We start from the raw sequence: 14,690 nt of genomic DNA, 5'->3' as shown, positions 1-14,690 counted from the left end.
GGTTACAGGCTCGCACGCGAGCGGGTGATCGAGCGGCTGAGGATGATCACCGGGATCAGGCCAGCGGCGACGATGGTCAAGGCCGCCGGCGCGGAATCGGCGAGGCGTTCATCGGAGGCCAACTCGTAGGCACGCACGGCGAGGGTGTTGAAGTTGAACGGACGCAGGATCAGGGTCGCCGGCAGCTCCTTGAGCACATCGACGAACACCAGCAGCAGGGCCGTCAGCAGACTGCCTTTGAGCATCGGCATGTGGATCTCACGCAGTACCTCGCGCGGCTTGAGCCCGAGCGAGCGCCCGGCCTCGTCCATCGAGGGGCGGATCTTGCTCAAGCCGGACTCGACCGTTTGCAAGGAGACCGCCAGGAAGCGCACCAGATAGGCGAAGATCAGGGCCACCAGTGATCCGCTCAGCAGCAATCCAGTGGAGAGGCCGAAGTGCGCCCGCATCCAGCTATCGAGGCTGTTATCGAGCCAGGCGAAGGGGATCATCACCCCGACCGCGATCACCGTCCCGGGGATCGCGTAGCCCATGCCGGCGGTGCGCACCGCCATGCGTACCGGCTGCGTCGGCAGCAGCCGGCGGCCATAGCCGAGCATCAGCGCCAGCCCCAGCGCCAGCCCCGCGGCGCCGGCGGCGAGCGCGAGGCTGTTCAGCGCCAGGCGCGCGAACTCGGCATCCAGGCGCTGATCGGCGACGGTGATCGACCAGACCGTCAGCTGCCCGGCCGGCAGCAGGAAACCGAGGCTGAGCGGGGCCAGGCAAAAGCCGAAGGCCGCGACTGCCTGCCAGTCGCGCAGCGGCAAGCGCCGGATCGACTGCTGGCCCTGGCTGGTATCGTGATAGCGCGCCGCGCCGCGCGAGTGGCGCTCGAGCACGATGAGCAAGAACACGAACCCGAGCAGCATGGCCGAGAGTTGCGCGGCGGCGGCCGGATTGCCGAGCCCGAACCAGGTGCGGAAGATGCCGGTGGTGAAGGTGGAGACGCCGAAGTACTCAACGGTGCCGTAGTCGGCGAGCGTCTCCATGAGCGCCAGCGAGAGACCGGCGACGATCGCCGGGCGCGCCAGCGGTAGCGCCACCGTGAAGAAGGTCCGCCAGGGGCCGTTGCCCAGGGTGCGGCTGACATCGAGCACGCACAGCGATTGGCTCAGGAATGCCGCGCGCGCGAGCAGATAGACATAGGGATAGAGCACCAGCGACAACATCACCGCAGCGCCGGGCAGGGAGCGCACCTGCGGAAACCAATACTCGCCCCAGCCCCAGCCGGTCAGCTCGCGCAGGCCGGTCTGCACCGGGCCGGCGAAGTCGAGCAGGCCGGTGTAGGTGTAGGCGATGATGTAGGCGGGCATCGCCATCGGCAGCAGCAGCGCCCACTCGAAAAAGCCGCGCCCGGGAAATCGACACATGCTCGTCAGCCAGGCGGTCCCGACCCCACCGACCAGGGTGCCGAGCGTGACCCCGAGCATCAGCAGCAGCGAATGGCCGACATAATCGCCCAGCACCGTCTCGATCAGGTGCGCCCAGACCTCGACCGCGGGCACGAACAGGAAACCGACGATGACCAGGATCGGCAACGCCAGCAGGGTCGCGATCAGGATCAGCAGCAGAGGCCAGACGCGCAGCCAGGCGCGAACGCCGAAGGCGTCGGACATCGCCAATGCAGGGGTGAATGCGCTCATCAAGGTTGCGATGGATCGAAGCGAGCATCGGAAAGGGGTGCCCCAGCACGGGACAAGTACCTATCATAACGCTTTGCCAAGCAGGGCACCTGCTTCGATCCATCCTCCCTTGGGCGGCGGTGCGTTCAACGCCAGCCGGCGCGGTCCATCAGCATCAGCGCCTCGCCGTTCAGCTCGCCGAGTTCGATCAGATCGAGATCATCGGCCTCGAAACGGCCCCATTCGGCCAGCACCGGGCTGATCTCGACGCCCTCGCGCACCGGATACTCGCCGTTGACCTCGGCATACCAGCGCTGCGCCTCGGGGCTGACGAGGAACTCGATCAGCTCGACCGCCGCCTCGGTGTGGTCGGCGGCGGCGGTCACCGCAGCGCCACTGACATTGACATGGGTGCCGCGACCGTCGCCGGCACCGGGCTGATTCGGCCAGAACACGGCCATCTTCTCGGCCGGTTCTTGCTCGCCCGGATCATCGGAGGTCAGCATCCCCGCGAGATAATAGGTGTTTGCGATTGCGATATCGCATTGACCAGCGGCCGCCGCCTTGATTTGGTCGCGATCTCCACCCTTGGGTGGCCGCGCCATATTCGCGACAATGGCCTCGGCCCAATCTTGTGCCGCCTCGGTGCCGTTGGCGGCGATGAGCGAGGCGACCAGGGATTGGTTGTAGACATTGCTCGAGGAGCGGATGCAGATGCGCCCCTGCCATTGCTCGTCGGCGAGCGCCTCGTAGGTCGAGAGGTCGGAGGGATCGACCTCGCCCTTGACATACATGATCGGCCGCGCGCGCAGCGACAGACCGACCCAATGGCCGTTCGGGTCGCGGTAGGTCTCGGGCACGGCTTCGGCCACCACCTCGGAGGTGAAGGCCTGGGTCAGGCCGGCGGCCTTGGCGCGGTGCAGATTGCCGGCGTCGACGGTCAGCAGCACATCGGCCGGGCTGTTGCGCCCTTCGCTCTTGAGCCGTTGCAGCAAGGCATCGGCCTTGCCGGTGACCAGGTTGACCTCGATCCCGGTCTCCTCGCTGAAGCGATCGAGTAAGGGTTTGATCAAGGCTTCCTTGCGCGCCGAGTAGAGATTGACCTCCTCGGCGGCGGCAAGACTTGGGGCCGCCGCGAGCGCCACGCAGAGGGCGACGAGGGGCACGCGAGCGGAAGACAGGAAGCGGCGGGAGCAGATCGGTATCATGTCAAGATTCCAGAAAGGGTGTGATGGGAGGTGACGAGGACCGCAACGCAGACACTCTGGTGAGGAGTCTGTCTGAATTGAGCAAAAATAACAAGACTGATGAGAATGGTTGCGATTAATCTGCTGAGCAACGGCACCTTTCGGATCGCTGCTTGAAAGTGCCTGCGCGAGCAATGACCTTGACGCCACGCATCCGACCCGAGCGGGCGGATTTTCACGAAATCATGACCAAGGGTCTTGAAACTCAGCATTGGCGTCGTACTATAACCTAGTAAACTACTCAGGTATCGGAGCGGACCCCATGAGCGCTATCCCAGCAGAGGCCACCACGGTCAAGACGAAGGCCGACACAACCGGCCAATATGATGATTTGGTCAATGCCGGCTACGAGCACGGCTTCATCACCGACATCGAATCCGACACCTTGCCGCCGGGTTTGGATGAAAGCGTGATCCGGGCCATCTCGCTGCGCAAGGGCGAGCCCGAATGGATGACCGATTGGCGCCTTACGGCCTACCACAAGTGGCTCGAGATGCCGACCCCGACCTGGGCCTCGGTGCACTACCCTCAGATCGACTATCAGGCCATCTCCTACTTCTCGGCGCCGAAGAAGAAGGACGGCCCCAAGAGCCTCGACGAGGTCGATCCGGTGCTGCTCGAGACCTACGAGAAGCTCGGCATCCCGATCGAGGAGCAGAAGGCGCTCGCCGGTGTCGCCGTCGACGCGGTTTTCGACAGCGTCTCGGTGGCGACCACCTTCCGCGAGAAATTGCACGAGGCCGGCGTCATCTTCTGCTCGATCTCGGAGGCGCTGCAGGACTACCCGGAACTGGTGAAGCAATACATCGGCAGCGTGGTGCCGCCGACCGACAACTTCTACACCGGCCTCAACTCGGCGGTGTTCACCGATGGCACCTTCGTCTATGTGCCGAAGAACACCCGCTGCCCGATGGAGCTGAGCACCTATTTCCGCATCAACACCGCCAACACCGGTCAGTTCGAGCGCACCCTGATCGTCGCCGACGAGGGCAGCTATGTCAGTTATCTGGAAGGCTGCACCGCCCCGCAGCGCGACGAGAACCAGCTGCATGCCGCCGTGGTCGAGCTGATCGCGCTCGACGATGCCGAGATCAAGTACTCGACGGTGCAGAACTGGTACCCGGGCGACGAGAACGGCAAGGGCGGCATCTACAACTTCGTCACCAAGCGCGGTGACTGCCGCGGCCATCGCTCCAAGATCAGCTGGACCCAGGTCGAGACCGGCTCGGCGATCACCTGGAAGTACCCGAGTTGCATCCTGCGCGGCGATGAGTCGGTCGGCGAGTTCTACTCGGTGGCGGTGACCAAGGGCCGCCAGCAGGCCGATACCGGCACCAAGATGATCCATCTCGGCAAGAACACCCGTTCCACCATCGTCAGCAAGGGCATCAGCGCCCAGCACGGCCAGCAGGCCTACCGCGGACTGGTGCGCATCGCCGGGCGGGCCGAAGGCGCGCGCAATCATACCCAGTGCGACTCCCTGCTGATCGGCGACAAGTCCAGCGCGCACACCTTCCCCTACATCGAGGTCAAGAACCCGAGCGCGCAGATGGAGCACGAGGCCACCACCTCGAAGATCAGCGAGGACCAACTCTTCTATTGCCGCGCGCGCGGGCTCTCCGAGGAGGACGCGGTGTCGATGATCGTCAACGGCTTCTGCAAGGAAGTCTTCAACGAGCTGCCGATGGAATTCGCGGTCGAGGCACAGAAATTGCTCAGTATCAGCCTCGAAGGCGCGGTCGGTTAGCGAGAACGGCACACCACACTTTAGGAGCATCCGTATGTTGTCTGTGAAAGGCCTGAAGGCCAATGTCGGTGATGAAGAGATCCTGCGGGGGCTCGATCTCGAGGTGAAGCCCGGTGAGGTGCACGCGATCATGGGGCCGAATGGCTCCGGCAAGAGCACCTTCGCCCATGTGCTCTCCGGGCGCGAGGGCTACGAGGTCACGGCCGGCAGCGCCACGCTGGAGGGCACCGATCTGTTCGCACTCGAGCCCGAGGAGCGCGCCCGCCTGGGGCTGTTCCTCGCCTTTCAGTACCCGGTCGAGCTGCCCGGCGTCAACAACATGTACTTTCTCAAGGCGGCGCTGAACGCGATCCGCAAGTCGCGCGGCGAGGAGGAGCTCGATGCCGTCTCCTTCATGCGCCTGATGAAGGAGCGATTGAAGGTCCTGCACCTCGACGACAGCCTGCTCAAGCGTCCGGTCAACTTCGGCTTTTCGGGCGGCGAGAAGAAGCGCAACGAGATCTTCCAGATGGCCATGCTCGAGCCGAAGCTGGCGATCCTCGACGAGACCGACTCGGGGCTCGACATCGATGCCCTGCGCATCGTCGCCGATGGCGTCAATGCCCTGCGTGGCCCAGAGCGTTCGATGATCGTGGTCACCCATTATCAGCGCCTGCTCGATTACATCGAGCCCGACCATGTGCATGTGCTGGCCAAGGGGCGCATCATCCGCTCCGGCGGTAAGGAGCTGGCGCTGGAACTCGAGGAGAAAGGCTACGGCTGGATCGTCGACGGGGAGGCGGCATGAGCGCGGCAACCAACCGACCCCAGGCCGCGGCGGCCGAGGCCTTTGCCGGCTGGCTCCAGGGCCTGGCCGACGGGAGCACCGCAGGCGAGGAGCAGGGCTGGCTCAGCGCCGAGCGCCAGCAGGCCGCCGAGCGGGTGCGCGCGCAATCGGTGCCGACCGGCAAGTCCGAGGAATGGCGCTATACCGGCCTGCGCTCGCTGATCGACCAGGGCTTCGTGCAGGTCGATGAGCCGCTGACCGCGCTCACCCCGGAGGATATCGAGGAGGTCCTGGTGCCCGGTCTCGATGCCTGTCGCGTGGTGTTGGTCAACGGGCGTTATTCGGAGACCCTCTCGGACCTCGGTGCGCTGCCGCGCGGGGTGCGCATCGGCAGCCTACGCGCGATGCTCGCCTCGGACCCGGAGGCATTGCAAGGCGTGCTGACCCGCATCGCCGGCGCGGGCAACCATGTCTTCGCGGCGCTGAACACCGCTGCGATGCAGGATGGCTTGGTGGTGCTGCTCGAGCGGGCCGCGCTGATGGAGCGTCCCATCGAGGTCATCCATCTCTCGGTGGGCATGGACGCACCTCGGGTCGCCCAACCCCGGCACCTGATCAGCCTGGGCGAGGGCGCCCAGGCGCAGGTGATCGAGCGCTATGTCAGCCTCGGTGACGCGCTCTATTGCACCAATTCGGTGCTCGAGATCGCGCTCGGGCGCGATGCCCTGCTCACGCATGCCAGAGTGCAGCAAGAGAGCCTCAACGCCTTCCATATCACCGGTCTCTACCTCAGCCAAGACGCCAATAGCCGTTATGCGGGGGTCAATATCGGCCTCGGCGCCACCTGGGCGCGCACCGATTTGGTGACCCGCTTCAGCGGCGAGCATGCCGAGTGCGATCTCCAGGGGCTCTATCTGGCCGGCGACAAGCAGTTGATCGATTACCACATGGATGTCCGCCACGGCCTGCCGCATTGCCGCAGCCGCGAGCGCTTCAAGGGCATTCTCCACGGCAAGGGGCGCGCGGTGTTCGATGGCCTGGTCTATGTGGCGCGCGACGCTCAACAGACCGATGCCGATATGTCCAACCGCAATCTGATCCTGTCGCCGAATGCCGAAGTTGATACCAAACCGCAGCTCGAGATCTACGCCGACGACGTCAAGTGCAGTCATGGCACCACGGTCGGTCAGATCGAACCCGAGGCGCTGTTCTATCTGCGCTCCCGCGGCATTTCGGCGGCGCTGGCTCGGCGCATGCTGTGCTTGGGCTTCGCCGGTGAGATTATCGACGTCCTTGGACCTGAGGCATTGCGCGACTATGTCACTGAGCAGGTTGGTGAGCGGCTCGAAAGGGTGCCGCTGGAGTGATCTCATACAGTCCTTTGCAGTCGAGGTGATCCTCTGATGAACAGGTTAGCCAGATTCGCCGGGTTCGGCGCGGGCGATCATGGACGGATTGATCGTGATGATGAGCCGGGCGCCGAGATCGTCGGTGCGGCAGATGCGACCGCCGATGTGACCACGGATTCGGGTCAAGCAACGGGCGATTCCGAATCGCTGCGCGAGCCGATCATTGCCGCGCTGCGCCGGGTTCACGACCCGGAGATCCCGGTGAATATCTATGACTTGGGTCTGATCTATAAGATCGATATCGCTGGCAATGGCGATGTCGATGTCGATATGACCCTGACCGCGCCTGCTTGCCCCGTCGCTGGCATGATGCCGGTCATGGTCAAGGACGCGGTCAAAACCGTCGATGGCGTTGGCGAGGTTGACGTGGAGTTGGTCTGGGACCCGCCATGGACCCCGGACACCATGTCCGACGAGGCCAAGCTCACCCTCGGCATGCTTTGATAGCTGGCCGTTGCCGGCGGAGACTATTCTTCACTGCCGCCCTCATGGAAGAGGCTCGCCCCCGTCTCTTTCGCCGTTGTCGCGCTGGTTTCAGCGCCTGAAGCATCCTCGGTCTCCTGATGATGAACCGCAGGTAAGGTGTCCTTGAACGCCTCGCCATAGATCGCCCAGATGGTGATAAAGAGCGAGGCGATCAGGGGGCCGATCAAGAGTCCGGCCATGCCGAAGGTGAACAGGCCGCCGAGCGTGCCGAAGAAGATCATCAACTCGTGCATATCGGTGTGTTTGCCGACCAGGCTTGGCCGCAGCAGGTTGTCGACGCTCCCGACCACCAGCAGGCAGAACAGCATCAGGCCCAGACCGGCCCCCAGGGCGCCTTGGACGATCAGCAGGATCGAGGCCGGCACCCAGACGAGCGCCGAGCCGATCCCGGGAATGATCGATAGCACGGCCATCACCGTGCCCCAGAATACCGCATTCGAGACCCCGGCGACCGCAAAGGCGATCCCGGCGAGTGTCCCTTGCAGCATGCCGATCAGCAGGGTGCCAACCACCATCGCCTGCGTCACCGTCGTGAACTTGCTCAATATCAGGCGCTCGTCATGCTCCTCGAGCGGCAGATAATAGAGGATGGCGCGCACGACCTTATCGCCGTCGATCAGGAAGAAGAACAGGGTGTAGGAGAACACCACCGTGAGGAACAGGAATTGCACCGTGCCCAAGGCAATGCTCGAGATCTTATTGACCAAGAGCCGGCCGAAGCCCTCGACGGCGCTGGCGATCTGCGTCGTCATCTGATCCTCATAGGGGATCAGCGCCTCGTAGAAGGGCATTTGCTCGAGAAACTCCCGGAAACTGCCCGGCTCCTTGAGGAAATCGGCCACGATGGGGGTCAGGGACTGGCCGACATTGATCGCCTGTCCGACGAAGACCATGGTCAGGATCACGACCGGAATCAACACCACCGTCAGCAGCAGCAGCAGCGTGATCAGCGAGGCGAGGTAGCGCCGGCCGCCCAGCCACCGATTGAGGGTCATGTAGCCCGGATGCGTCAACGCGGCGAACACCGCCGCCAGGAAGATGGCGACCAGGAATTGCTGGACCATGGTGAGGAACAGCAACGAGATGATGCCGACCAGCCCGAGCAGTACGGTCTTGTTGATCATATCCTGCTTGGTTTCCTGGATCATGCGGGCGCCCTTAGGAATACTTGACTATTTTCATGGAGAACGATTCCCGTTCGCGGGAAGATACCACGCAATGGCTCGCAAACAGCACAACAGGGTAGAGACTCGATGGACAAGTTTACGCGTAATTACAGCATCGTTCTGGGGATCGTCGTCATCGCCCTGGCCGCCTGGTGGCTCAGCTCGATCTGGCAGCCAGCGGTCTGGGAGATCAATGAGGTCCTCGAGGCCGACGCCGAACTGGCCGACTATCCTTACCAATTCCGGGTGAAACGGCTCGAGGAGGGTGTCGCCACCCTCTCCACACCGCGCAACGTCCAGGTGCCAGCGTATCGCTTTCTCGAGGTGATCCATCCCGAACTCGCCGGGCTGGCGCAGGATGATCCCAAGGTCATCGCCGCCCAACAGGATCTGGTCGATCATCAGAAGCGCACCCAGGGGTTGGTGTCATCGCAGCCGGGCGTGGATCGCGTCGAGTGGGAACTCGACGTCCAATGGCTCGCCGATCACGGGGTGCAGGTCAACGGCGGCTGAGGCGCGCATCACCGTGCTGGCGCCCAGCCCAGTCGCGGGCGAACTGCCAGGCGGTGCGCCCGCTGCGTGAGCCGCGCCGCAGCGCCCATTGCAGGGCGGCCTGCTCGCTGGTGGTGGCGTCGGGCGCTGTCGCTGGCACCGGCTCTGTCGCACCTGCAGGCTCGCCGACACCGAGCTGCTCGAGCCAGTGGCGCACCACCTCCAGGTACTGCTCCTGGCTGAACGGGTAGAACGAGAGCCAGAGGCCGAAGCGATCCGAGAGCGAGATCTTCTCCTCGACGCCTTCGCCTTGATGAATCTCGCCGTCGTTCATGCGCGCGGCCTGGTTCTCGTGCTGATACTCCGGCAGCAGATGGCGGCGGTTGGAGGTGGCGTAGATCAGCAGATTCTCGGGCGGTGCGCTGAGCGAGCCATCGAGCGCCGCCTTCAGCGCCTTGTAGCCCGACTCCGAGGCCTCGAACGAGAGATCGTCGCAGTAGAGGATGAAGCGCTCGGGGCGGTCCTCGACGCACGCGATGATCGCCGGCAGGTCGGTCAGATCGTCCTTGTCGACCTCGATCAACCGCAGCCCTTGCGCCTGATAGCGATTCAGCAGCGCCTTGATCAGCGACGACTTGCCGGTGCCGCGCGAGCCGGACAGCAGCACATTGTTGGCGCTGGCGCCGGCGAGGAACTGCCGCGTGTTGCGGTCGATCTCGTCGCGCTGGCGATCGATGCCGCGCAGATCCTCGAGCCGCAGCTGATGCGGCCGGCGGATCGCCTCCAGCCGGCCCCGGCCATGCTGCCCCTGCGGTCCATCCTTGCGCCAGCGCCAGGCGATCGCGTTCCAGTCGGTCGCTGTTGGCACTGGCAGCCAGGGCTCAATACGGTCGAGCAGGGCGTCGAGCCGAATCAAGAATTGATCGAGTGTTGCGGCCATAAGGATGCAAGAACTTGAGCCACAGATTCACGCAGACAGAAGCGGTGCCGCAGCAACATGTCGTCTCCATCTGTGTTCATCTGTGGTTCTTTCGAGGTGCCGTGTAGCCAGAAGCGCTCGTTTTTCGCTTGAAAATGATCGCTCAGACGGTCTGAGCCCGCGTTAGGCCGTCAGTGGCCGGTAACGGATGCGATGCGGTTGATCGGCCTCGGTGCCGAGCCGGCGATGACGATCTTCCTCATAATCGGCATAGTTGCCCTCGAACCAGGTCACCTTGGAATCGCCTTCGAAGGCCAGGATGTGGGTCGCGATGCGATCCAGGAACCAGCGATCATGGCTGATCACCACCACGCAGCCGGGGAAGTTCAGCACGGCCTCTTCCAACGCGCGCAGGGTCTCGACATCGAGATCGTTGGTCGGCTCGTCGAGCAGCAGCAGGTTGCCACCGCTTTTCAACAGCTTGGCCAGATGCACCCGGTTGCGCTCACCGCCGGAGAGGTCACCGATGCGCTTCTGTTGGTCCGAGCCCTTGAAGTTAAAGCGGCTGACATAGGCGCGCGAGGGCATCTCGAACTTGCCGACGACCAAAATGTCCTGACCGTCTGAGATCTCCTCCCAGACCGTCTTCTTACCGTCGAGCGCGTCACGGCTCTGATCGACATAGGCGATCTCGACTGTCTCGCCGACGCGCATCTCGCCGCCGTCGGGCTGCTCCTGGCCGGTGATGATGCGGAACATCGTGGTCTTGCCGGCGCCGTTCGGGCCGATCACGCCGACGATGCCACCCTTGGGCAGGTTGAATGAGAGATCGTCGTAGAGCAGCCGGTCGCCATAGGCCTTGCGCAGCCCGTTGGCTTCGATCACCAGGTCGCCCAAGCGCGGACCCGGCGGGATATAGATCTCGTTGGTCTCGTTGCGGCTCTGGAACTCCTGCGATTGCAGCTCCTCGAAGCGGGCCAGACGCGCCTTGCTCTTCGATTGCCGGCCCTTGGGGTTGGTGCGCACCCATTCGAGCTCGTGCTTCATCGCCTTGATGCGCGCCTGCTCGGACTTCTCCTCCTGCTCCAGGCGCTTCTCCTTTTGCTCCAGCCAGCTCGAGTAGTTGCCCTGCCAGGGGATGCCGTGGCCACGATCCAGCTCCAGGATCCAGCCGGCGACGTTGTCCAAGAAGTAGCGATCATGGGTCACCGCGACCACGGTGCCGCTGTACTCCTTGAGGAAGCGCTCGAGCCAGGCCACCGACTCGGCATCGAGATGGTTGGTCGGCTCGTCGAGCAGCAGCATATCCGGCTTCGACAGCAGTAGCCGGCAGAGCGCGACGCGCCGGCGCTCGCCGCCCGAGAGCTTGCTCACCTCCGCATCCCAGGGCGGCAGGCGCAGCGCATCGGCGGCCTGATCCAGGGTGCGATCCAGATTATGGCCATCGGTGGCTTCGATCAGGTCTTCCAGCTCCGCCTGCTCCTTGGCCAGCGCGTCGAAGTCGGCATCCTCCTCGGCATAGGCGGCATAGACCGCGTCCAGCCGCTCGAGCGCCTGCTTGATCGGTGCCACCGCCTCCTCGACATTGCCGCGCACGTCCTTGGACTCATCGAGCCGCGGCTCCTGCGACAGATAGCCGATGTTGATGCCCGGCTGCGGCCGCGCTTCGCCCTCGATCTCGGTGTCGAGGCCGGCCATGATGCGCAGTAGCGTGGACTTACCCGCGCCGTTGAGACCGAGCACGCCGATCTTGGCGCCGGGGAAGAACGACAGGGAGATGTCGCGCAGGATCACGCGTTTGGGCGGCACGACCTTGCCGACGCGGTTCATGGTGTAGATGTATTGCGCCATCTCGTAGCAGACCTGGTTGACGGTTGAAAAAGCTTGATGTGAGCGGTTAAAGCCCCCGAGTCGGCGTATCAGGGCAAGGGCCTGGTCCGATTGGCTGGCGCGACTGAGACGCGGCTGAGGGCAGGACTGCGCTTGGCCTCCGGGGCAGCGACTCAGCGGAGCTGGCCGCGCAGCGCGATCAAGCGACGATTCTGCCGCCTCTCGGCTAGAATGTCCAAGCACATCCGTCTCGGCCGGGCGGCCACCGCGCTCGATCCCGGTAGGCTGGATCGCCCTTGGGCCCAATCGACCACGCTTGTCTCCCACCACGAGGACGTTGCCCGCATGAGTCCAGTCATGAGCGCAGAACAGCTCCCCGCCATCGGTGTCGTGGCGCCGAGCGGCAGCGGCAAGACCACCCTGTTGCGCAAACTGGTGCCGCTACTGCGCCAGCGTGGGTTGCGCATCGGCTACCTCAAGCATGCCCATCATGGCTTCGCGCTCGATCGGCCCGGCAAGGATAGCTACGAGGTCGCCGCCGCCGGCGCGCGCCAAGTGATGCTGGTCTCCGGCGAGCACTGGGCCTTGCTCAGCCGCGCCAACGAACGCGCCGAGGACCATCCCGCCGGGCTGGATGCGCTGCGCGCGCGCTTCGATGCCGACAGCCTCGATCTGCTGTTGATTGAAGGTTTTCGCGCCGCCGCGGTGCCCAAGATTGAGGTCTTCCGCGCCGCCACCGGCAAGACCCCGCTCTATCCCGATGACAATGGCATCGTCGCCGTGGTCAGCGATGATCCACTGCCGGTTGAGCCGCATCCACCGCTGCTGCCACTGAGCGAGTTGGAGGCCTTGGCCGATTTTATCGGCGGTTTGGTGCGCGATAGTGCCGGTGCCACCGATGATCCGCGCGCTAGCCTGATCCAAGCGCTGCGGCGCTTGCGCGCCGATGGCTACAATGATGCCGCGACCGGTAACGCTTCGGTGCGCCAGGACGAGCGTTTCTGGATCACCCCGAGCAGCGCGGTGCGCGACGCGGTCGCGCCGGAGGACCTGGTCGCCTGCTCGCTCGACGCGCCCCTACCCGAGGGCGCCTCGCTCGACACGCCCGTTCATCGCGAGGTCTATCGGCGACAACCCGAGATCGGCGCGGTGCTGCACTCTCACGGGCCGCACTCGGTCGCCGTGAGCTTCGCCGGGCGCGACTTCGAGCCGCCCGATTTCGAAGGGGCGCGACTGCTTGGTAATGTCCCGGTGCTGCGCGTGGAGCCCGATGCCCATCAAGACCAAGCGCCGGCCAAAGTCGCTGAAGCGCTCGCCTCCTATCCGGTCTGCATCATCGCCGGCCATGGTGTCTACGCCTGTGGCGCAAACATTCGCGATGCCTATCGCTGGACTATGACGCTGGAGCTATCGGCGCGCATCTTCGTCATCGCGCGGGGAGCGACGGCGCTTTAGCCGGCGGCTCAGGGATGGTATAACGCGAGGCACCGACACTTAACCATGGCGTTCCGATCAGCAGTGGCCGTCTTCCGAGCGCGCACAGCCCAAGGTTCATCGAGCGATGGACGCCCACGGCATTTTCGACTCAAGCGAGGGCTCGATATCCCGCTCGCCGGCGCGCCCGAGGCGCGCATCGATGCCAGTCCGGTGGTCACTCGGGTGGCGCACGTTGGCACCGATTGCATCGGTGTCAAACGGCTGCCCTCGCTCGAGATCGAGGTCGGCGACCGCGTGCGTCTTGGCGAGCCCATCTCGCGGCGCAAGGCCTACCGCGAGATCGCTGCGACGGCACCCGGTAGCGGGGTGGTCGAGGCCATCCATCGCGGCCCCCGCCGGGTGCTCGAGACCATCGTCATCCGGCTCGATCACCCGCGCGACGGCGATGACCCGCTCCCGCCGACAGCCGATCAAGAAACCTTCAATGCCTACCAGGCCGCCGAGCTGGATACGCTGAACGGCGAACAGGTGCGCGAGAATCTGCTCGCCTCCGGCTCCTGGCTGGCATTGCGCACCCGCCCGTTCGGCATGATCCCGCCGCCGGACAGCAGCCCGGCGGCGCTGTTCGTGACCGCCATCGACACGCATCCGTTGGCACCGGATCCGGCCATCATCATCGACGACGCCGGCGAGGCCTTCGCCGACGGCCTGCGCGTGCTCGGCAAGCTGACCGACGGACCCCGTTACTGCTGTCAACGTCCCGGTGCCGCGCTCCCCGTCCCGGCGACATCCGGCTTCCAGGTCGCCGCGTTCGCCGGCCCCCATCCAGCCGGCCTGCCGGGCACCCATATCCATCTGCTGGCGCCCGTCAGTCTCGAGCGCGCGGCGTGGTACATCGGCTATCAGGACGTGATCGAGATTGGCCGGCTGTTTCGCAGCGGGCGCCTCGACCCGACGCGGGTCATCGGGCTCGCCGGTCCCATGGTCGCCAACCCGCGCCTGATCCGCACCCGGCTCGGCGCCAGCACCAATGACCTGGTCCAGGGCGAGCTGAGCGGCCGCCGCGAGGCGCGGGTGATCTCGGGCTCGGTGCTGGGTGGCCGCCACGCGGTCGGCACCAGTGCCTTCCTGGGTCGCTTCCACAATCAGATCACGGTGCTGGCCGAGGAGCGCGAGCGCGAATGGTTCGGTTGGCTCAAGCCCGGGCGCGGCCGCTATTCGGCCCTGAATCTGTTCTGGTCGGGGCGCGCGCGGGGCGAGGCCCTGCCACTGGGCACCTCCCAGCACGGCAGTCCGCGCGCGATGGTGCCGATCGGCGCCTATGAGCGGGTGATGCCGCTCGATCTGCTGCCAACGCAGTTGCTGCGCGCGCTGCTGGTCGATGATATCGAAACCGCCGAGGCGCTCGGCGCGCTCGAGCTGGAAGAGGACGATCTGGCGCTGTGCAGCTTCGTCGACTGCGGCAAGCACGATTTCGGGCCGGTGCTGCGGCGCAACCTGAACAAGATCTGGCACGAGAGTCACTGATCC

The 14,690-nt window shown here is 64.8% G+C and carries 12 protein-coding genes; 7 read left to right on the top strand and 5 right to left on the bottom strand.

Annotated elements, in window-relative coordinates; all coding sequences use genetic code 11:
* Positions 1-2 precede the first annotated feature (2 nt).
* Positions 3-1,682 (bottom strand): ABC transporter permease, encoded by a 1,680-nt coding sequence (locus CCR82_RS11780; RefSeq protein WP_201245971.1) that lies wholly within the window; start codon positions 1,680-1,682, stop codon positions 3-5.
* 125 nt (positions 1,683-1,807) lie between these two features.
* A complete protein-coding gene (locus tag CCR82_RS11775) occupies positions 1,808-2,869 on the bottom strand; it encodes a Fe(3+) ABC transporter substrate-binding protein (RefSeq protein ID WP_201245970.1) in 1,062 nt (353 codons plus the stop codon).
* 301 nt (positions 2,870-3,170) lie between these two features.
* Here CCR82_RS11775 and sufB point away from each other — a divergent pair, with 301 nt between their 5' ends.
* From sufB to CCR82_RS11755, 4 genes are read left to right on the top strand one after another with little or no spacing between them, the layout of a single operon-like run.
* Positions 3,171-4,655 carry a Fe-S cluster assembly protein SufB gene (sufB, locus tag CCR82_RS11770; RefSeq protein WP_207190976.1) on the top strand — a complete coding sequence of 495 codons (1,485 nt, stop codon included), beginning with the start codon at positions 3,171-3,173 and terminating at the stop codon, positions 4,653-4,655.
* 34 nt (positions 4,656-4,689) lie between these two features.
* Positions 4,690-5,442, top strand: coding sequence for a Fe-S cluster assembly ATPase SufC (gene sufC, locus CCR82_RS11765; RefSeq protein WP_201245969.1), 753 nt, complete (start codon positions 4,690-4,692; stop codon positions 5,440-5,442).
* Entirely contained in the window at positions 5,439-6,788 is a 1,350-nt protein-coding gene (gene sufD / locus CCR82_RS11760) for a Fe-S cluster assembly protein SufD (RefSeq protein WP_201245968.1), read from the top strand. Before sufC ends, sufD begins: the two co-directional genes overlap by 4 nt.
* A 36-nt stretch (positions 6,789-6,824) precedes the next feature.
* Positions 6,825-7,274, top strand: a complete 450-nt coding sequence (locus CCR82_RS11755) for an SUF system Fe-S cluster assembly protein (RefSeq protein WP_201245967.1) — start codon at positions 6,825-6,827, stop codon at positions 7,272-7,274.
* 23 nt (positions 7,275-7,297) lie between these two features.
* Here the strand turns inward: CCR82_RS11755 and CCR82_RS11750 are convergent, their stop codons facing one another.
* On the bottom strand, positions 7,298-8,464 hold the full coding sequence (locus CCR82_RS11750) for an AI-2E family transporter (protein WP_201245966.1): 1,167 nt from the start codon (positions 8,462-8,464) through the stop codon (positions 7,298-7,300).
* Between the two features lie 105 nt (positions 8,465-8,569).
* Between CCR82_RS11750 and CCR82_RS11745 the strand changes: the two genes are divergently transcribed.
* Positions 8,570-8,995: a hypothetical protein gene (locus tag CCR82_RS11745; protein ID WP_201245965.1), complete on the top strand. Its 426-nt coding sequence runs from the start codon at positions 8,570-8,572 to the stop codon at positions 8,993-8,995.
* Here CCR82_RS11745 and CCR82_RS11740 read toward each other — a convergent pair.
* Both CCR82_RS11740 and ettA read right to left on the bottom strand, forming a co-directional pair.
* Positions 8,982-9,914: an ATP-binding protein gene (locus tag CCR82_RS11740; protein ID WP_201245964.1), complete on the bottom strand. Its 933-nt coding sequence runs from the start codon at positions 9,912-9,914 to the stop codon at positions 8,982-8,984. The genes CCR82_RS11745 and CCR82_RS11740 overlap by 14 nt on opposite strands.
* A 162-nt stretch (positions 9,915-10,076) precedes the next feature.
* The gene (gene ettA / locus CCR82_RS11735) at positions 10,077-11,744 is read right to left on the bottom strand and encodes an energy-dependent translational throttle protein EttA (RefSeq protein WP_201245963.1); all 1,668 of its coding nucleotides are present in this window, start codon (positions 11,742-11,744) and stop codon (positions 10,077-10,079) included.
* A 336-nt stretch (positions 11,745-12,080) separates the two neighbouring features.
* On the opposite strand from ettA, the gene mobB reads away from it, so the two are divergent.
* Complete coding sequence (gene mobB, locus CCR82_RS19135; RefSeq protein WP_201245962.1) at positions 12,081-13,178, top strand: molybdopterin-guanine dinucleotide biosynthesis protein B; 1,098 nt, start codon at positions 12,081-12,083, stop codon at positions 13,176-13,178.
* A gap of 45 nt (positions 13,179-13,223) precedes the next feature.
* Entirely contained in the window at positions 13,224-14,687 is a 1,464-nt protein-coding gene (locus CCR82_RS11725; RefSeq protein WP_201245961.1) for a Na(+)-translocating NADH-quinone reductase subunit A, read from the top strand.
* The last annotated feature ends 3 nt before the right edge of the window (positions 14,688-14,690 follow it).

This window comes from Halochromatium salexigens (genome assembly GCF_016653295.1).
Classification (GTDB): Bacteria; Pseudomonadota; Gammaproteobacteria; order Chromatiales; family Chromatiaceae; genus Lamprobacter; species Lamprobacter salexigens.
This window is presented reverse-complemented; position numbering and strand designations above follow the sequence as displayed.

Coding starts and splice junctions, on each gene's coding strand:
- CCR82_RS11780 (WP_201245971.1), bottom strand. CDS start 1,682: ATGAGCGCATTCACCCCTGCATTGGCGATGTCCGACGCCTTCGGCGTT.
- CCR82_RS11775 (WP_201245970.1), bottom strand. CDS start 2,869: ATGATACCGATCTGCTCCCGCCGCTTCCTGTCTTCCGCTCGCGTGCCC.
- sufB (WP_207190976.1), top strand. CDS start 3,171: ATGAGCGCTATCCCAGCAGAGGCCACCACGGTCAAGACGAAGGCCGAC.
- sufC (WP_201245969.1), top strand. CDS start 4,690: ATGTTGTCTGTGAAAGGCCTGAAGGCCAATGTCGGTGATGAAGAGATC.
- sufD (WP_201245968.1), top strand. CDS start 5,439: ATGAGCGCGGCAACCAACCGACCCCAGGCCGCGGCGGCCGAGGCCTTT.
- CCR82_RS11755 (WP_201245967.1), top strand. CDS start 6,825: ATGAACAGGTTAGCCAGATTCGCCGGGTTCGGCGCGGGCGATCATGGA.
- CCR82_RS11750 (WP_201245966.1), bottom strand. CDS start 8,464: ATGATCCAGGAAACCAAGCAGGATATGATCAACAAGACCGTACTGCTC.
- CCR82_RS11745 (WP_201245965.1), top strand. CDS start 8,570: ATGGACAAGTTTACGCGTAATTACAGCATCGTTCTGGGGATCGTCGTC.
- CCR82_RS11740 (WP_201245964.1), bottom strand. CDS start 9,914: ATGGCCGCAACACTCGATCAATTCTTGATTCGGCTCGACGCCCTGCTC.
- ettA (WP_201245963.1), bottom strand. CDS start 11,744: ATGGCGCAATACATCTACACCATGAACCGCGTCGGCAAGGTCGTGCCG.
- mobB (WP_201245962.1), top strand. CDS start 12,081: ATGAGCGCAGAACAGCTCCCCGCCATCGGTGTCGTGGCGCCGAGCGGC.
- CCR82_RS11725 (WP_201245961.1), top strand. CDS start 13,224: ATGGCGTTCCGATCAGCAGTGGCCGTCTTCCGAGCGCGCACAGCCCAA.